Here is a 19,151-nt window from a genome sequence, read left to right as displayed (position 1 = left end):
CAACATTACTGATTTAAATCAAATCGAGTGCCGGCACTTTCAATAGTATAAATATCGCGGCCATTCCGTTGCTGCACTTGAGCAATCTCTGCCCACTGGTACACCACGTTACGGTGCACCTTAGCCCAAAGCTCTCGACCGCAGTCTACATAAAGTTGTTCGTTGCGAACCACAAGTGGATGTTGTTCGGACAGGGCGAACCTCTGATCAATATTGGTGGTAACCTGAATAACAGGTGGCGTTAACTCGTCGACTTTGGCCCAAGTCACCACTATAAACGGCACATCAGCGACACTTATTTTGACCTTCTCGGCAGGTGTTACTAAAAAGTAGTTACCCTGTTCGTGCACTAACACGCTAGCAAAGAGCTTTACCAGCCGATCTCGTTTGATCGGCGAGCCCTGATAATGCCATTGGCCATGCTCATCGATATGAATCGGAATCTCACCACAATAAGGTGGATTCCAACGTTCAGTTGGAGCATGCTTCCCCTGCTCTAGCGAGCTTAGGATTTGCTCCAAACTCATTTAACCCACCAAACGTTTTTGGCGCAGCAAGTACCAAAGCGTGGCTTCCGTTCGGTTCGATACTTTAATCGCCTTAAATATGGCAGAAAGGTGAACCCGAATTGTTCCTTCAGTAATGCCAAGGATGGTGGCGATTTCTTTATTCGACAAACCTTGCGCCAACAACTGCATGATCTCTAATTGACGCGGTGACAAAAAGTGTTCTGCACTCCCTTGTCGATTCATATTGTCATTTAGTCGCGACTCTTCTGGTAAATAGCGATCGTTTTGCAACAAGATGCGTATGGCTTGTTTAGCCTCTTCTGCACTGGCGTCTTTCGGCAGATAGCTGCGCACACCATTACTTAGTGCCTGGCGCACTTCAGATAGCGGACGAGGCCAACTAAACAGCACGATATGCGAACTTGGCGCCATCTTTTTTAAGGTCTGTAAGGTCGGACGGATTTCCGCGTCGGGGATATCCATATCAAGGAAAATTAGGTTATAGTCATTTTGGTGGCGCAGATATTCTTGCGCAATATCAAAGCTCGGGGCTTCGTAAATAGCGAGCTGGTCAGAAAAGCTAGTTAGTACTTGGATTAGCCCAGCACGTACAAAAAATTGCGAATCTATTATTAATATTTTCATCTAAAACCACGCGCTTTAATTGATTACTAACATTTAGCGTATTGTACACGCTTTAACGAATGTTTGAAGTTATGGTGTTACTAAATTGTAAATTTATGTAAAAAAGCCAAATTTTCAGTATCTGATATAAACAATGGTTCAAGCTAAGAGTGTGCTATAGCGCATAAAATTCAATAAAAAAGAGAAATTTATGAGAATTTTACGTTTAATTGGTATTGTTTTATTAATGTTGCATTCTGCCACCGTGTTTGCGCAGACTGTTTTCTTTCATAATTTTAACGGCTATACCTTAACCGGAAACCCTGGAAACGAAGCTGTTTTGGTGAAGTTTGACGCCATGTTGATTCGTGATGGCAAAGTTGCGGCGATTGGTACACTGGCTGAATTAGAAAGCGTTTACGGCGCACTAACAAAAGAACAACGTGTCAACTTAAACGGCAAGTTCGTGTTACCGGGCCTTATTGATGCACACGGTCACGTGCTTGGGCTTGGTCAAAACCTGATGCTGGCCGATTTACGAGATGCAACATCACAAAGCGATGCAGTAGCAATGGTCGCGAAGTTTGCGCAAGGTACACCCGGCGCAGACTGGATTTTAGGCCGCGGATGGAACCAAGAAAATTGGACTGTCAAACAGTTCCCAAGTGCTGAATCACTTGATGAAATCTCTTCGGATAAACCAATTTATTTAACCCGCGTTGACGGCCATGCGGCATGGGCGAATAGTAAAGCATTGGAAATTGCCGGTATTACCGCAGACACTGTTAGTCCCGACGGTGGCGAGATCATTCGCGATGCGCAAGGTAATCCAACCGGCGTACTTATCGATAATGCGATGAACTTAGTCGAGCAAAAAATTCCTGCAACGTCAGCGCAACAGCAAGAAGAAGCATTAAAGCTAGCCTTTAATCATCTGTTAGAACGCGGCATTACCGGTGTTCACGATGCTGGCGTTGATGCACTCACCTTGAGCGTTTATAAAGACTTAGCGGCCAAACAGAACATGCCATTACGCATTTATGCCATGCTCTCGGCAACTGAACCCAAGCTACCTGAACTGCTCGACGCTGGCCACTATGTATCAGCTGATGACAAGCTGACCGTGCGCAGTGTAAAAATCTACGGTGACGGTGCACTCGGTAGCCGCGGTGCCGCTTTGCTGAAGCCTTATCACGATGCGCCTGATCAGCACGGCTTAATGGTGACTTCGCAAGAACGTATTCGTGAGTTATATGAGTTGATTATTCCGCACGGTTTCCAAATTAATACACACGCTATTGGCGACCGCGCCAACCGTATTGTTTTGGATGAATATGAGCATGCTTTTGAAACGATTGGTGGGCGTAATTTACGTCATCGGATTGAGCATTCTCAGATTGTCCATCCAGATGATATTCCACGATTCAAAGAATTGAACATTATTGCTTCAATGCAACCAACGCATGCAACCAGCGACAAAAACATGGCAGAAGATCGTCTGGGCAAAGCGCGCATGAAAGGTGCTTATGCTTGGCAAACTTTTGAAAAACAAGGAACGATTATTGCTGCCGGCTCGGATTTCCCAGTTGAACTTGCTGACCCGTTCTTTGGTTTGCACGCAGCGGTAACGCGTCAAGATCGTGAAAATCAACCTGAGGGTGGCTGGTACGCGCATGAAAAACTAAGCCTAGAGCAAGCTCTGCGCGCCTTTACCCTTGATGCCGCTTATGCTGCTGGTCAGGAACAAATTCTAGGCACCTTAGAGCCTGGAAAATGGGCTGATTTCATTGTGTTAGATCATGATCCGTTTGCGCGTGAGGCCGCTATACTATGGCAGAATACAGTCAACGCAACCTATGTTGCCGGTAAAGCTGAATATCAATCGAAATAAGAAAACAGGATTAACCTAAGGAAACAACGCAGTATGGATTTAAAAAACGTTCGACGTGATTATGAGCAAGGTAAATTGTGCCGCGATTCTCTTGCGAATGACCCGATGCAACAGTTTGCACAGTGGTTTGCTGCTGCTAAAGATCATCCGTCGCAAACCGATCCAACTGCGTTTACGCTAGCAACGGTCGGTGCGGACAATCAGCCGCACCAACGTATTGTATTGCTTAAAGAACTCCGCGACAACGGCTTCGTATTTTACACCAACTACGACAGCCAAAAAGGTCACGACATTAGCAACAATAGTCGTGTCGCGATGCATTTTTCGTGGTTAGCCATTGAGCAGCAAGTTCGAGTTGAGGGCTTTGCAAGAAAAATCTCACGTGAGGATAGCGAAGCGTATTTCTACAGTCGGCCACGCGAGAGTCAATTAGGTGCCTTAGCGTCAGCGCAAAGCCACCCGATTGCTAGTCGTAGCGAATTAGAAGCGCGTTACCACCAACTCACTGAGCAATACAACGACCAACAAGTACCTATGCCGGCAACTTGGGGTGGTTACCTGATTGTGCCAGAGCGATTTGAGTTCTGGCAAGGCGGTCGCTATCGCTTACACGACCGCTTCACATTCACCAAAGCAAATGATGCTTGGGCAATTGAGCGCCTCCAACCTTAGTTAGTTGATGTAGGTAAAGGTTGCTGCATTAGATCAGCAACCTTTTCTAACTGACGCCACAATTCTGGACTGTACTCAACGCCAAGCTGCAGCTGTCGCGCACGAGTTGTCATAGCTCCCTCACCCGGTATCCGAACCGGATAATTTTTATCAATGGGTGTCGCGGCTTTCATCCCATCAACGAGTGCTTGAGCCTGCGCCTTAAATTCCTCAGCATCACCAAACGCACTTGGGTCAATCACTTGAATCCATACCGTATTCGCATCAAGGCCTGGTTGCTCTTGATGGCGACCCAATTGGCTCAATGCTAGGGTCCACAATTCGCTAAACAAACATAAGCCCGAACCTTTGTAGCCCAACTGCTGCCCACCTAACGGCGCCAAAACACTGGCAGGATCGTTTAGAAATGTAGTGGCGTCGGTCGTATAATCGCCATCAGCAGTAATCAATGCGGGATACGGCAACGGTTGTTGTTCGGCAATCGCTTTACGGACTTTACCGGCAGCGGTCATCGAGAAGCTAATATCAAATAAAATCGGTTGTGACTGCGTTGGCGCGCCAATGGCAAACGGATTTGGTGAGAACCAAGCTGACTTCGCACCGTGCGGAGCAACAACTTGCTGCCCCGGCGTTGCGCACATCAATTGGATGAGCATGCCGGCATTCACCGCTTGCTCAAGATAAACCGCGAGCGCAGCGACATGCTGAGCTCGTTTGATAATCACAGTTCCGGTACCGCATTCGCGTGCCATCTGCATGGCTGCATTAACTGCTTTAGGCACCACGTAAAGCCCAGATAGCAAATCTGCATCCCACAGCTGCACTGCTGCACGCTGCCTCAATACCTGATAATCGCCGCTTGGCCGTGAGCTACCATCACGCAAGCAGTTAATGTTATAGCGCAGCCGCATTAAACCATGCGTTCGGAATCCCATTAAGTCGGCAGCAACCAAGTTTTCAGCCATAGCAGCGGCAACCGCTGCATCAGCACCGGCGTGCTGTAAGCAGTTTTGTGCCCACTGGCGGATTAAATCATCGGAAATATGAATATTTTTTTGCTCTGACATGTGCGCTTCGTTGTAAATTGAGTTAAGTTCGATAAGCTTATCAGACAATAGGAAAGAGGAGTATAGAGGTGTCTGAAACATCGACAAAGCAACGGATTGGTGTGTTAACCAGCGGTGGTGATGCTCCTGGTATGAATGCCGCTTTGCGTGCAGTGGTATTAGCCGCTGAACATTATGGAATGGAAGTTGTAGCATTTAAACATGGCTACGAAGGCCTTTTAAATAACGAACATCTGCCGCTTAAGGCCGCAGACGTGCTACACGTTTTACAGTATTCAGGAACAATCATTAAGAGTGCACGCTGCCCACGTTTCAAAGAAGTTGAAAGTGCGCAATTAGCAGCTAAAAATTTGACGGAGCTTGGCATTAGCGCTCTTGTTGTCATTGGTGGCGATGGCTCGTTTCGTGGCGCGCACCACTTAAGCCAACACTGGAACGGCCAAATTATTGGGGTGCCGGGCACCATCGACAACGACTTATATGGCACCGACGCAACTATTGGCTACTCAACGGCCGTCGCGATTGCGATGGATGCGCTCGATAAAATTCGTGACACCGCTGATGCGATGGACCGGGTGTTCATAGTTGAAGTGATGGGACGTCATGCTGGTTTTATCGGTTTAAAAAGCGCGATGGCCGCAGGTGCCGAACGCATGATTTTGCCAGAATTACAGAAAGACAAACCGTTGACCATTGCCGCTCTAGTGAAACATATCAAACGCGTTGAAGAAGTTCGCGGCGCGGGAAGTTACGTCATGGTATTGAGCGAGCATCAATGGCCAGGCGGTGCCGTGGCACTCTCTGAGCAACTTGAAGCAGAGTACAGTATGCCGTGTCGTCCGTGCTTACTAGGCCATATTCAACGCGGCGGACCGCCAACAGCGACCGACCGTGTGCTCGCCTCAGAACTTGGGGTACACGCTATAGAGCTTATTTTGCAAGGCAAAACAGCGGTAATGACGGGAATTAAAGCCGGTCAAATGGTTGAAGTGCCACTCGTTGATACATGGACCAAAAAGAACCCTCTCGATGCGAATCTTTTACGTATTCAACATGAGATTTTTAATCCAGTAAAAAAGTCGGCGCGTAGTTAATGAGATAGTGGCAATTGGGGGCAATTATAAGGATAATATGCCCCTTTTTAATTTGCCGAAATCAACCCTGTTGAACGAACGGAGGTGAGTCACCTTGAGTCAACAAAATCCAAATCAACATACCGCTCAGACCAAAGTTGCTGAAGCTATCAAAACCGACGCCCCTGTGCGCGAGTTTTTTGGTGCAACAACCGATAACACTGTGTATGCCAATGGCACGCATATTATCGGTTTTGGATTTGATGGTACTGCCTGTTTTCGTAAAGGAACCCGCAACGGTCCTGATGGCTTGCGCGCGGTTTCAGAAGATATCGAAAGCTATTCGCCATATTTAGATGCGGATCTGTTTGATCACGCGTTTTATGATTTGGGTAATTTATCGCTTGGCTCAAGTGATGATGTGGAAGCGCAATGGCAACACGCCAGCGATCAGTTTGATGAAATTTTTCAACCACTCGATTTGCAAGCGAACAATGTGCGCGTGCTCACGCTTGGCGGCGAACACTCTATTTCGTATGCGCCAATTCGCAAATATTTGCAGCAGTACCCTGACTTAGTGCTACTGCATCTTGATGCACACGCTGACTTACGTGACGGCTTTTTGGGTTATCACTATTCGCATGCGTCGATTATTCGTCGCTCGCTTGACCATTTTGGTCCGGGCCATGAATTGATTCAGTACGGCATTCGCTCAGGAACCCGCGAAGAATATCAGTACATGAACGAGCACGGAACGGTGCGTAAATCACGTAAAGATTTCTTAGATAGCGTGGCGGCTATTGCCGACGACCGTCCAATCTATTTGACGCTTGATTTAGATTACTTTGACCCGGCGTTTTTACCGGGCACCGGCACACCTGAACCAGGTGGCGAAGATTTTCATTCGTACGTGAGCTTAATGAAGTTGTTGCGCGGCAAAAACCTTGTTGGCGCCGACGTCGTTGAGCTATCGCCGGAAATCGATCCAACCGGCAACTCAGACGTGTTTGCAGCAAAAATTGTGCGCGAACTGTTGATCATTTTGAACGAAAAAGGGGCTCGCTGATGGCTCAGAACTGGACAATCGACGACGCCGAAGAACTCTACGGTGTGAACCGCTGGGGCGCAGGATATTTCTCAATTGGAGCGAACGGTAATATCCAAATCGCTCCGAATCATCGTCTGCCGGATGTCACCATCGATATGCAGGAAGTTGTCGACGAAATCTTAGCTGAAGGTATTCAATTGCCGGCGGTTATTCGTTTTCACGACATTTTGCGCTCGCAAGTTGAAATCCTCAACGAAACCTTCGCCAAGACGATTGCCGATGCGGACTACCAAGCTCGCTATGTCGGCGTGTTCCCAATTAAAGTAAACCAAATGCGCGAAGTGGTTGAAGAAATCATCGATGCTGGCGAGCCATATGACTACGGCCTTGAGGCTGGCTCAAAGCCAGAGCTGATGGCGGTGCTTGCGTACAACGAAAATCCGAACGCGCTAACCGTTTTGAATGGCTACAAAGACGAAGATTATCTCACGCTTGCCCTACTCGGCCGTCAATTGCGTCGTAAGATGATCATCGTGATTGAGAAATTCAGTGAACTTGAAATGCTAATTCCATTGGCGAAAAAGCTCGGCGTAGAGCCAATGATTGGTTTGCGTAGCAAAATGATGGTACGTAGCGCCGGCAAATGGGCCGGTTCTAGTGGTGATCGCGCGAAATTCGGCTTAAGCATCACTGAAATTCTGAATATTGTTGAGTTGCTGAAAAAAGAAGACATGTTGCACTGTGCGAAGTTATTACACTTCCATATCGGCAGCCAAATGTCGGATATCCGCAAAGTCAAAGAAGCGGTATCAGAAGGCGCGCGTTTGTACGCCAAACTGATTCAAATTGGTGTACCACTTGAGTATTTAGACATCGGTGGTGGTCTTGGTATCGACTACGACGGCACCAGCTCAACAACCGACTCGTCACGTAATTACTCTACCGAAGAATACGTGGCTGACGTGGTTTATGGCGTCAAACAGATTTGCGACCTCGAAGAAGTGCCACACCCAAATTTGGTGAGCGAAAGTGGCCGTGCCATTACCGCGCACCATAGTTGTGTGGTAACCAACATTGTTGGTGAAATCAAAAATACCGGTGCAAAATTTGATATCAGCGCCAGCGAAGGTGAGCACATTCTCGTAAGCAACATGCGCGAGCTCGTGAACGCAGCTGACATGCATCCGCAAGAACGATACAACGATGCCGCCTCATTCAAACAGAGCGCGTATGAAGCGTTTAAGCTCGGTATTTTGTCATTGGAAGAGATGGCGAAGCTCGACACCATGTACTGGCGCATTTTGAGCGATATTCATCAATCGCTTGATCGCGAAAGCTTCGTGTTCCAAGAACTCGAGGAGCTCGAAGACATGTTGGCAAGTCAGTACTTGTGTAACTTCTCAATTTTCCAATCGGCCGCCGATACTTGGGCTATTGGGCAAGTACTGCCGATTGTGCCAATTAGCCGCTTAAACGAGAAGCCGGAAGTGCGTTGCTCTATTGTCGATATTACCTGTGATAGTGACGGTAAGCTGAGCAAATACATCGAAGGCACCGAAATCAGCGATAACATTCCAATGCATGCGTTGCGCAAAGGCGATGACTATCATGTGGGTATGTTCCTAACCGGCGCTTACCAAGACGTGATGGGCGATATGCACAACCTATTCGGTCGTTTAACCGAAGTGCATATTTATTGCCACGACGACGAACCAGGCGATTTTTATATCGAAGAAGTCGTTCCAGGCACCGCCGCAGAGAAAGTGCTTGAAACCATGCAGTACAACACCGATTTCATGGCGAAAACGGTGAAGAAGTCGATTGATCGTGAAGTTCGTAAAGGTCACATCGCACCACGTGAAGGTGTGAAGTGGACCGACTATTACGAGAAGTGTTTGGCGGGTAGCACCTACTTAAAGGTGTAAAACCAACCAAATTGCGTATTTACTGAGCAAACGGTCTGAATTCACCGATTTTCCTTAAAAAAGCGGTTGACTCAGACCCGAAAAACTCGTTTAATACGCCCCGACGCCCAGATAGCTCAGTCGGTAGAGCAGGGGATTGAAAATCCCCGTGTCGGTGGTTCGATTCCGCCTCTGGGCACCATTATTGATAAGGCCTCGCTAGCAATAGCGGGGCTTTTCTTTTTGTGGCTTTGTGCCAGATTTGTGCCAGCAACAAACACAAAAAAAGGGCGCATCCTGCGCCCTCTCCTTTCGTCATGTCGTGCTGCGAATTAGAACTCGTAGCTGTAGCTTAAGCTGAACACTTGCCCTACTTCACGGGTTTGAACAATCACGCCAGACTGCGTCACTTCTTGGTCTTCGCCAAGTAAGTTTTGCACTTTAAAACTGATTTTCGAATTAAAGTCTGGGTAATAGTTATAAACCAAATCAAGTGAGTGGAACGGTTGTTCATAAGCATCACCGCGGCCACCGATACCAGCAGCCAAGATACGCTCACCAAACACGTTATACACTAACGAGCTTGAGTGATTGCCGTTCAGTGAATCGTAACCTAACTGGAAGTTAGCAACGTACTTTGAATGGCCAGTCATACGCTTGGTTGGGTTCGTTAAGTTACCCGCTAGCGCTGGGTCAATCACTGCTTCGGAATCACTCAAAGTAAGGTTACCAGCGGTGAAGAAGCCGTCAGCTAAGTAGGTCAAATCATGCAACCACTCGAACTCAACGCCGTATACTTCAGCTGAAATACCGTTCACGTAGTTCAACGTGTACTCTTCATCACCCACACTTAAAACGGACTCAATTGGCTTTTCAATATCCTTGTAGAAAGCCGAGATGGTGTAGTTATCACCGTTATCAGCGAAGTACTCGAAACGCGCGTCAAAGTTCGTCATTGGGCTGCTTTCAAGGCCCGCACGACCGATAGTACGGATATCGGTGATTGGGTCATAGTAAGCAACTGGCACGGTTTCACGAAGATCAGGGCGAACCACCGTTTCAGAGAAGCCGAAACGAAGCTGATAGTTATCATCACTGATATAAGTGAGTGACAACGCTGGATAGAAATCGTCTTCAATGGTGGTGCCGTTCATGATGCGGTCCACTGAATAGAAGGTTTCTAAATCTTCACGGGTGAAGATCAAGCTCGAGGTTGCCAATGATACTTGCTTGAACTCTTCCCAACGTACACCGCCGGCTAAACGCCAGTTTTTAGTCAGGAACGCATCAAATGTTCCGTAAAACGCATCGATTTTCTGCACTGCCAAATAATCGTCTGCATCTGGCGACGTTGGCTCGCGATAAGACAACAAGAAGTTGTTCTCTGCAATGCGCTCGTCGGTTAAGTAATCCGTTACGCCCAGAACATCGTTCGCGTCTTCATTGACGGTTACACGCAGGCCAGAGCCGTTATCCATGGCAAAGCGGTCAGTAGTGTAATAACGAGCTTTGTCAGTAAAGTCGTAACCGGCTTTCAATTCGATATCCATGCCGCCGACATTGGTCGGCAAACTGAAGTTACCGCTGTACGATTTCACGTTATCTTGCATATCAACGTACTGATAAACCGCTCGGTTATCGTCACCAGTCACAACAGTACTAAGGTAATTACCCTGACTGTCATACAAATCATCAAAACGATACGAAATATCGGTAGGAATATCCGTTTCAGCTTTTGACTCCGTGTATTGCCAGTCAAAACCGATACCCCAGTAATCTAGGAACGTGTGCTGACCACGAATTTGATCAATATCAAGCGTACGCTCTTCGTATTTAAATTCGTGTTCACGATTCGCCAAGCCAGAGCCAAAGATAGTCTTTAAGTTACTTCCGTTCGGGCTTTGCATAATGCCGAATTCAGATTCGTCTTCTGAGTCGGTCAAATATAGTTTGGTATAGCTGACACGATGCGTATCAAGCTCATAACCAACGCTAAATACGCCATTTAAACGTTCGGTTTCAGTGGTAAGCGTGGTCTCACTCAACGTGTTGTAACACGAGTTTGAGACTTCTTCGGCGTTGTTGAGTGTCGTCGCACAGCCCTCAGTCGCATTCTCACTCAAAACCGCATTGGTACGCTCTGAAACATCCCATTTGGTATCATACGCGCCAGCTAATAAGAAACCGATGTTGCCACCGAACAACTCTTCATCAAAGCTGTTACCAATGCTGGCTTTGATGCTGTAGTTCTGGTTGAGCGAGTCTTCTTGCAGGGCGATATCACGTGGTAGCGATTGTGCTAAACCAGAATTTATCGCGCGCGCTTGGTCACTTGCTGAGCCCGTTTCATTGGCAACAAGCCCTTCGCGGCTGACAATGTTTCGCAAGCTGAAGTCGCCACGATATTTCACAATTGCTTCGCGAATGTTTTGCGGCACGCCTGCTTCGTTACGGCTATATGTGTAACCATCAGAAGCATTGGTGTTTTGACCGACTCCAACTTCAAGATTAACCTGAAAATCAGACGGTAAGGATTTGGTACGGATATCGATATTACCGCCGCCAAAGGCTGCTGGCATAGCTGGTGAAAATACTTTCTGTACCGCTAAGCTTTCGATAATCGTTGAAGGAATAATATCAAGCGGAATAACGTTGCGGGTTAAGTCTGGGCTTGGAATACTTGCGCCATTTAAACGAGCGCTTGAGTAACGCTCACCCAGGCCACGAACGTAAACATATTTGCCGTCAACCAAAGTTAAGCCGGTTACTCGGCGCAATGCCGAAGCCGCATCGCTATCGCCGGTTCTTGATAACTGTTCAGCACCAAGAATATCTGCCACGAACGCTTGGTTTTTACGCTCATCAACAACTGCAGCGGCACTGCCTTGTAAACGCGTACCTGTGGTCACAACTTCTTCAATAGCTGTATCTGTGGCGGTTTCGGTTGCTGTTTGCTCGGCCTCTTGCTGCTGCGCGTAAGCTTGACTACTCGCAAGAAGGGCAATACTGACCGCTAGAGCTAGCGGCTTGAGTTTATAATTGGTGCTCATCGTCAACTCCTGCGTTATCGGTAATAGCAGGCGTGCCACCAGCACGCCTGCCATAGATTGCTATGCAACAAGTGTGATTAATCTTGTTCTGCAGCAGCTAACGCAGTTTCAACCCACTGGTACCATTCAGATGATGTATCCGTGCTTGATACCGCACCAATGTAATCAACTGCTTCAAAGAAGCTGTTACCTAAAGCGCTCAAGTCATTTGCAGTCACCGTGATATCAGACGATGACATATCCGTTGCGAAGCCATCAGTGCCGAATACAGTTGCATTTCCGCCTAAACGTGCGTTCACACCGCTGTTGTCGAACCAAGCTTGACGGCTGGTGCCGTTGGCAAACAAATCAGCTGAAGTGAATTCGTTTTCAGCAACACACGCCATCGCTGAGTTGAAGAAGTTCAAGTCACCATCGGTTACACCCAGTTCGCCGTCACCAGTAAAGAGGATGCAGCGGGTGTCGTTGGTTGTAACGTCGGTTTTAACTAACAAGAAGTTATACAGTTGGCCTTGGAAGTTATCGTCAAACTTCATAGCGGTTGATGGATCGTTATCACGAGTTGATAAGCCGTCAGTTGTCACAACAGTCACGTTCGCGATGTTTGGACGTGATGTTGGTGCTTGTGAGTATTCTGCGCCTGAGTTTTTCTCACCGTCAGCTTCAAAACCGCCGTTACCCATGTATACGTCAGTACCGTCAACGTTAACGGTGCCGTGCTTGATATATAGGAATTGTGCGTTACCTTGCCAACCCGCATCGATATCCATTGAATCGTCTTGGGTGTCAGTGAATACAACGCGTTTCACATCAGCTGCACCACCGAAGAATTCGATACCGTCGTCGTAGCCTTGGTGAATGTGAATAAACTCATAAGAAGAGCCTGAACCAACTGCGTTTAATGTCAGTGAGTTCAAGTCATCGCCGTCGCCGCCTGCACGTGGGCCTGAACCGGCATACCAGATTTTCGCATACTTCATCGAGCCGCTATCATCCGCGTTATCGTTACCGCCGTAGTAGCTCACGATGCCTTCAGAAGCAACATTACAGGTGCCTGCATCACGCTGCGCATCAGTACACTGGTTGGTGATACCTTCACCATTAATGATAATACCGCCCCAATCTGCAAAACGTGGGCCGTTGCCAACCACATCAAAACGTGTAAAAGCGTTTGCTGAAGTGAAGGTTACTGGCTTGTCGAAGGTACCGATTGCATTTAATTTTGCACCGCGAGCAACGCGAATGATTGCTTCACCGCTGGTAAATGCCAAAGTCGCACCTGGCTCAACTGTCATCACAGGACCATCTTGATTGATAGTACACGAGGTGGTGGTATCACAATCTTCACCAATTAATAGTGCGCCATCGAATACGTGCACACCGCCATCTGGCAATTCAGCAAATGTGATGTCTTCAGTGATTTCGATATTACGGCTTGCAAACTCAAGGTTGTATTCACAGTCACGACCGTCAAATGCACCTTGCACACCGTTGTTGGTTGCACACAGGTTATCGGCGGTAGTGTCGCCACCTGAGCTACCACCAGAACCGTTATTTACAACGCTGTTGTCATTCACGGTTGGTGAAATTTCAATATCACCGCCACAACCGGCGAGAGCTAATGCTGAAGCAACAGCGGTAACTTGGAAAAGAGTTTGCAATTTCATTGTGTTCTCCTGGAAGGAACGAATGTAGGTAATTAAACGACGCAGGCAGATTAGTGAGTTGACATGACAAATTTGTGACAAAACCGGTTTGTCACGAAAGATTCACTGAACCGAAACAGAACTGTCACAGTAAAAATAGAGAAAGGGTCATCCAAGCAAGTCAAAGATCATGGAGCCAATGCAACACTGGTGCTACATTGATAACAGAGGTTACATAACGAGGCTTAAATAACGTGCGCTATTTCATTGCTATTGCGGCTGTGGTTCTTGTGCTGTTGCTGTGGTTTGCACCGGCAGACTCGCAGATACGATTGATTACGCTCAGTAAATCCGATCTCGGCTGGACGGTGACCTATCAATTAAATGAACCGGTCACGCGACTTGAGTTTGTGCGTTCACCGAATCAATCGCGGGCTGAGCGTTGGCAACCGCTTACCGACAACATTCAGATTGGTTGGCAAAATGGTTCTGAAGTGATCCTCAGTAAAAACGGCCAACCATTTTCCGAAGCGGCTTTTGTGCTCGACGCCAGTTACACCCCACTTCCCAAAGATTATGCGCCGTTTTCTCCGTTTAGTGACGGTGGCATGCTGATTCACACTGCACGCTTTTTTGCCTGCGCCGACACGTGTGGCGCTGCGCATCATGAATGGCCAATGGCGGTCAATTTAACCACCAATGATTATTTGTTAGTCGACGGGCAATTACGTCTTGGCTTTCACGAATGGCTTGATCGAGACAGTGGCCGTGCGATTTATGTTGGTTCACAACCGCCAGAGACCTTTGCCGCTTTGGTTGCCATCATTGATCCGGTGTTGCCACAATCGTTACAACACGACATGGTGACCGAGTTACCGATGATGATGAGTTATTACACCAAGCAACTGGGTGCACTGACTCAAACGCCGACATTGTTTGCGTCTTATAGTGACTACGAAGGCGGCTATTTTGGTCATCAAGGCGGCGTTTTACCCAATCAAGTGTTTATGCATTGGTATGGCGAGCAAGCGCTACAAAACGTTGACGAGAAGAATACCCTTTGGTTTTTTGCGCATGAAATAGCTCACTTGTTTCAAGGCGCGGGGCTCAAGTACTCAAGTTCTGATGAGGCATGGATTCACGAAGGTGCCGCAGAGCTGATGTCATATTTGTATACCGATACGAAGCTGAATCAAAGTAATCAACTGGTACAAGAAGCCGTGCGTAAAGCGCAACAAGAGTGTATTGCTTCGTGGCCGGCGAGCGAGCCATTTATCAATGTGGGTCGTGTTAATTTTCGCGCACACTATAGCTGTGGGTTAGTCGCTAATGCCGATTTACATGCTCAGTTACAAGCCAATGGCGTTCGTGCTGGTATCTTCGCCTTATGGGAAACCTATTCACGACTGGTGAAAGACGGTGCCGCCGCGAACTCTGAAACCTATTTTGCGGCGTTTGAGGAGCTCACCGGTTATCAGTCGATGTCACTTCGGCAATTGATTGATCGCCCCGTATCTGCTTCTATAGCCCCCTAAGTTTAATTTATTCAGGAACAGTTCATGAAACCGCAGCGAATTTTCATCACCGGCGGCGCCAGCGGCCTTGGTTTTGCTCTTGCGCAAATCTGCGCAAAAGGAGGTTGGCGCGTATGTATCGGTGATCGGGACATTGAACGCGGCGAAGCCGTGATTGGTAGCTTGCAAAAAATTCAACCGCAAGCCATGTTCATGCCGTGCGATGTAACACGCGTGAGCGACCTTGAGCAGGTTGCCAAAACCCTCGAAGAAAAATGGGGCGGCGTAGATGTCGTGGTTAATAATGCCGGTGTGGCGCAAGTTGGCCAACTCACGCAAACCACACTCAATGACTGGCAGTGGATTATCGATATCAACTTATTAGGTGTGGTGCGCGGTTGTAAGGTATTTACGCCAATGTTTAAACGCCAAGGTCACGGTCATTTTATTAATGTTGCGTCGATGGCGGGACTTTTAGATGTGCCAAATATGACCGCTTATAATGCGACGAAAGCTGCGGTCGTCAGCTTGTCAGAGACGCTGCAAAACGAACTTAAGAAAGATAATATTCATGTCACGGTGGTGTGTCCGAGCTTCTTTAAAACCAATTTAGGGCAAGGCATGCGTACTTCCATTGATGGTATGGAGCAAAAACTCGATAAGTTAATGCGCTCGAGTAAATTAAATGCGGTTGATATTGCTCGTCTGATTATGAAAGCAGTCGAGAAGAAGAAAAGCCACGTACTCCCGCACCGTCAGGGCCGTATGGCATGGTATATGAAGCGCTTCTTACCACGCAGCTGGTATCAAAAATTGCTTTATTCACGAATGAAATAGTCAACACATCCGTTTTGATATAACGCCCTCTCGATGAGGGCGTTATTGTTTAAAAATCCTCCAACATGCGGTTATTGGCGCATTGTTTGATTAAATCCGTTCGTTTGATTTAATTAATCATTCATTCGATGAATGATTGCAATCAACTTCATTCATTTGTTGTATTCGATCAATTCAGTCTAGCCTTGAGTTCGTTAACACACGAACAACAACTGGATAGATTATGAACGGACTAAAGCTCCCAAAACTTGAGCAACCTGCTGCAGGTTTGATGGATCAAAACTGCCAACAATTTTTGGTCGAATTGGTACGCAAATTTCGCCCACAATTACACAACCTATTGGTTAATCGACAACAGCGTCAGCAACAAATCGATGCCGGTGCCCTACCCGACTTCGCTCCTGAGACAGCGTCGATTCGTGATAGTGACTGGCAAGTAGCCACACTTCCTAAAGATCTCACCAAACGTCGTTTGGAAATCACCGGCCCCGTTGATCGGAAGATGGTCATTAACGCGCTCAATGCAAATGTCGATTGTTATATGGCCGACTTTGAGGATTCCCAATCACCAACTTGGGAAGGTGTGTTGCAAGGACAAATCAACTTGTTCGATGCCAATACGGGCCAAATGACCTATACCGACCCCGTTTCGAATAAACATTACAAGTTGCAAGAAAATCCGGCACTTCTGATTGCACGTGTGCGCGGCTTACATTTGCCGGAGAAGCACGTGATGCTAGATGGCGACGTGGTTCCAGGAAGCTTATTTGATTTCGCCCTATATTTTTATCTCAACTACCAACAACGTGTGGCACGTGGTACCGGTGTCTATTACTACCTGCCGAAACTTGAGCATAGCAGCGAAGCACAGTGGTGGGCGGATGTCTTCACGTTTACCGAGGACTATTTTCAACAGCCGCGCGGCACCATTCGCGCCACCGTATTGATTGAAACCTTACCGGCGGTGTTCCAGATGGATGAAATTCTTTATGCCATGCGCGAACACATCGTTGCCCTCAACTGTGGCCGCTGGGATTACATTTTTAGTTACATCAAAACCTTAAAAAATCATCCCGATCGGGTTCTTCCCGACCGTCAAGTGGTCACCATGAACCAACCGTTTTTGAACGCCTATTCACGCTTGTTAGTAAAAACCTGTCACAAGCGCGGGGCTCTAGCGATGGGCGGTATGGCCGCATTTATTCCAAGCAAAGATCCAACCGAAAACGCCGCTATTCTTGCCAAGGTTAAAGCTGACAAAGAACTTGAGCGTGCCAATGGACATGACGGCACCTGGATTGCTCATCCAGGTTTAGCTGACACGGTTCGAGAAGTCTTTGTGGCGGGTCTCCAAGGCGATAATCAATCGCACATTTTACGTGAGGATGATGCCCCAGTTAATGCTGCCGATTTACTTGAACCCAGCGTCGGTGAGCGCACCGAAGCTGGCATGCGCACCAATATTCGGGTGGCGCTGCAATACATCGCAGCCTGGATATCCGGCAAAGGTTGTGTGCCTATTTACGGCCTCATGGAAGACGCGGCAACAGCGGAAATCTCGCGCACCTCTATATGGCAGTGGATCAAGCACGGAAAAACCCTCGATAACGGCGAAGTGGTTACCAAAGAGCTGTTCCGTACTTACCTCGAGCAAGAAGCACAGATTGTTCGCAGTGAAGTCGGTGATGAACGTTGGGCTGCCGAGAATTTCCCAAAAGCGATGCAGTTGCTCGAACAAATTACCACCGCCGATGAGCTAGTGGCGTTTCTCACGCTGCCTGGCTACGACCTTATTCAATAATAAATCAATCACTTAACAGGACAACAACCATGACAACTTCAATTCACCAAGCAGAAGCCGCGAAACAACTTGAACAAGATTGGCAACAAAACCCACGCTGGACCGGCGTTGAACGCACCTATTCAGCGCTGGATGTGGTGCGCCTGCGCGGCAGTGTTCAGCCTGAATGTACCTATGCACAAAACGGTGCGGCGAAACTTTGGCGTTTAGTCAACGGTGCCGCGCAAGAGAAATTTGGCAAAGACTATGTGAATGCACTCGGTGCGCTCACCGGCGGGCAAGCCGTTCAGCAAGTAAAAGCTGGCTTACAAGCTATCTATTTATCCGGCTGGCAAGTCGCCGCTGACAACAATACCTCGCTCAGCATGTACCCTGATCAATCACTGTATCCGGTCGACTCCGTGCCAACGGTGGTAGAGCGTATTAACAATAGCTTCGCACGCGCTGATCAAATTCAATGGTCAAAAGGTATCGGTCCAGAACAAGAAAGTTATGTGGATTACTTCGCACCGATTGTTGCGGATGCCGAAGCTGGGTTTGGCGGCGTATTGAACGCCTACGAACTAATGCAGGCGATGATTCGTGCCGGCGCTGCGGGCGTACATTTTGAAGACCAGTTAGCGTCGGTAAAAAAATGTGGTCACATGGGCGGGAAGGTATTAGTGCCTACCCAAGAAGCCGTGCAGAAATTAATTGCAGCGCGCCTCGCGGCAGACGTTGCCGGTGTGCCAACGCTCATTCTCGCTCGCACTGATGCGAACGCCGCTGATTTGCTCACGTCAGATGTTGACCCGAATGACCAACCGTTTTGCACCGGCGAGCGCACGGCCGAAGGTTTTTATCGTGTAAATGCTGGTATCGATCAAGCCATTTCACGCGGTTTAGCTTATGCGCCGTATGCTGACTTACTTTGGTGTGAAACTGCCAAGCCCGACTTAGAAGAAGCACGTAAGTTCGCCGAAGCAATTCATGCACAGTATCCTGGTAAATTATTGGCGTACAACTGCTCGCCGAGCTTCAACTGGAAACGTAATCTGGATGACGCAACTATTGCCAAATTCCAACGCGAGCTCGCCGCTATGGGCTATAAGTTCCAGTTCATCACTCTAGCTGGCGTGCACAACATGTGGTATCACATGTTCGAACTTGCGCATGATTACGCGCGCAACGATATGTCAGCATACGTGAAACTGCAGCAACAAGAATTTGCAGCCGCCGACAAAGGCTATACGTTTGTTGCGCATCAACAGGAAGTTGGTACTGGATACTTCGATGACGTGACGAATGTGATTCAAGGAGGGAAGTCGTCGGTAACAGCACTTACCGGCTCGACTGAAGAAGAACAGTTCAAAAAACCGGCGTAAGCAAAGGTTTACGAATACCTCTTTAGCATTACCTCGGAAAATACTGGGTATAAGCCGCCAAGCACAGGTGTTTGGCGGCTTTTTTGTGGTAGTATGCGCGCGCCTGAACAGACGATTCATCTTAAAAATTGTGCTGTTCACCCCTGAAGCC

General features: G+C 47.8%; 14 protein-coding genes and 1 tRNA gene. 10 read left to right on the top strand and 5 right to left on the bottom strand.

From position 1 onward, the window contains the following. Positions 1-5: 5 nt before the first annotated feature. Together CWI82_RS11035 and CWI82_RS11030 are read right to left on the bottom strand one after the other, a co-directional pair. Entirely contained in the window at positions 6-527 is a 522-nt protein-coding gene (locus tag CWI82_RS11035; RefSeq protein ID WP_092858283.1) for a DUF1285 domain-containing protein, read from the bottom strand. Beyond that, the gene (locus CWI82_RS11030; protein WP_092858285.1) at positions 528-1,154 is read right to left on the bottom strand and encodes a LuxR C-terminal-related transcriptional regulator; all 627 of its coding nucleotides are present in this window, start codon (positions 1,152-1,154) and stop codon (positions 528-530) included. Positions 1,155-1,344: 190 nt separating this feature from the next. Here CWI82_RS11030 and CWI82_RS11025 point away from each other — a divergent pair, with 190 nt between their 5' ends. Together CWI82_RS11025 and pdxH are read left to right on the top strand one after the other, a co-directional pair. Continuing rightward, positions 1,345-3,024, top strand: a complete 1,680-nt coding sequence (locus tag CWI82_RS11025) for an amidohydrolase (protein WP_177203836.1) — start codon at positions 1,345-1,347, stop codon at positions 3,022-3,024. A gap of 33 nt (positions 3,025-3,057) precedes the next feature. Beyond that, positions 3,058-3,696 (top strand): pyridoxamine 5'-phosphate oxidase, encoded by a 639-nt coding sequence (pdxH, locus tag CWI82_RS11020; protein ID WP_130203574.1) that lies wholly within the window; start codon positions 3,058-3,060, stop codon positions 3,694-3,696. On the opposite strand, the gene CWI82_RS11015 is transcribed toward pdxH, so the two are convergent. Then, positions 3,693-4,763: an Ldh family oxidoreductase gene (locus CWI82_RS11015; protein ID WP_092858289.1), complete on the bottom strand. Its 1,071-nt coding sequence runs from the start codon at positions 4,761-4,763 to the stop codon at positions 3,693-3,695. The genes pdxH and CWI82_RS11015 overlap by 4 nt on opposite strands. A gap of 68 nt (positions 4,764-4,831) precedes the next feature. Here CWI82_RS11015 and CWI82_RS11010 point away from each other — a divergent pair, with 68 nt between their 5' ends. The 4 genes from CWI82_RS11010 (at position 4,832) to CWI82_RS10995 (ending at position 8,990) form a co-directional block, all read left to right on the top strand. Then, entirely contained in the window at positions 4,832-5,857 is a 1,026-nt protein-coding gene (locus CWI82_RS11010; RefSeq protein WP_092858291.1) for an ATP-dependent 6-phosphofructokinase, read from the top strand. A 94-nt stretch (positions 5,858-5,951) separates the two neighbouring features. After that, complete coding sequence (gene speB, locus CWI82_RS11005; RefSeq protein WP_233340261.1) at positions 5,952-6,902, top strand: agmatinase; 951 nt, start codon at positions 5,952-5,954, stop codon at positions 6,900-6,902. Next, on the top strand, positions 6,902-8,809 hold the full coding sequence (gene speA / locus CWI82_RS11000; RefSeq protein ID WP_092858293.1) for a biosynthetic arginine decarboxylase: 1,908 nt from the start codon (positions 6,902-6,904) through the stop codon (positions 8,807-8,809). Before speB ends, speA begins: the two co-directional genes overlap by 1 nt. A gap of 105 nt (positions 8,810-8,914) precedes the next feature. Then, positions 8,915-8,990, top strand: a tRNA-Phe gene (locus CWI82_RS10995). A 130-nt stretch (positions 8,991-9,120) separates the two neighbouring features. Here the strand turns inward: CWI82_RS10995 and CWI82_RS10990 are convergent. Both CWI82_RS10990 and CWI82_RS10985 read right to left on the bottom strand, forming a co-directional pair. Next, entirely contained in the window at positions 9,121-11,838 is a 2,718-nt protein-coding gene (locus CWI82_RS10990) for a TonB-dependent receptor plug domain-containing protein (RefSeq protein WP_130203573.1), read from the bottom strand. A gap of 77 nt (positions 11,839-11,915) precedes the next feature. Continuing rightward, positions 11,916-13,505 carry a hypothetical protein gene (locus CWI82_RS10985; protein WP_130203572.1) on the bottom strand — a complete coding sequence of 530 codons (1,590 nt, stop codon included), beginning with the start codon at positions 13,503-13,505 and terminating at the stop codon, positions 11,916-11,918. A 233-nt stretch (positions 13,506-13,738) separates the two neighbouring features. Here CWI82_RS10985 and CWI82_RS10980 point away from each other — a divergent pair, with 233 nt between their 5' ends. The 4 genes from CWI82_RS10980 to aceA all read left to right on the top strand — a co-directional run bounded on the left by CWI82_RS10980 (position 13,739) and on the right by aceA (position 19,000). Beyond that, positions 13,739-15,019: a hypothetical protein gene (locus CWI82_RS10980; protein ID WP_130203571.1), complete on the top strand. Its 1,281-nt coding sequence runs from the start codon at positions 13,739-13,741 to the stop codon at positions 15,017-15,019. Positions 15,020-15,043: 24 nt separating this feature from the next. Continuing rightward, positions 15,044-15,835, top strand: coding sequence for an SDR family oxidoreductase (locus CWI82_RS10975; RefSeq protein WP_130203570.1), 792 nt, complete (start codon positions 15,044-15,046; stop codon positions 15,833-15,835). A gap of 223 nt (positions 15,836-16,058) precedes the next feature. Further along, on the top strand, positions 16,059-17,636 hold the full coding sequence (aceB, locus tag CWI82_RS10970) for a malate synthase A (protein ID WP_130203569.1): 1,578 nt from the start codon (positions 16,059-16,061) through the stop codon (positions 17,634-17,636). A 29-nt stretch (positions 17,637-17,665) separates the two neighbouring features. Then, on the top strand, positions 17,666-19,000 hold the full coding sequence (gene aceA / locus CWI82_RS10965) for an isocitrate lyase (RefSeq protein WP_130203568.1): 1,335 nt from the start codon (positions 17,666-17,668) through the stop codon (positions 18,998-19,000). Positions 19,001-19,151 lie beyond the last annotated feature (151 nt).

It is taken from the genome of Pseudidiomarina tainanensis, from assembly GCF_004214835.1.
GTDB classification, from domain to species: Bacteria; Pseudomonadota; Gammaproteobacteria; order Enterobacterales; family Alteromonadaceae; genus Pseudidiomarina; species Pseudidiomarina tainanensis.
The sequence above is the reverse complement of the archived record's forward strand: the minus strand, read 5'-3'. Positions and strand labels throughout refer to the sequence as shown.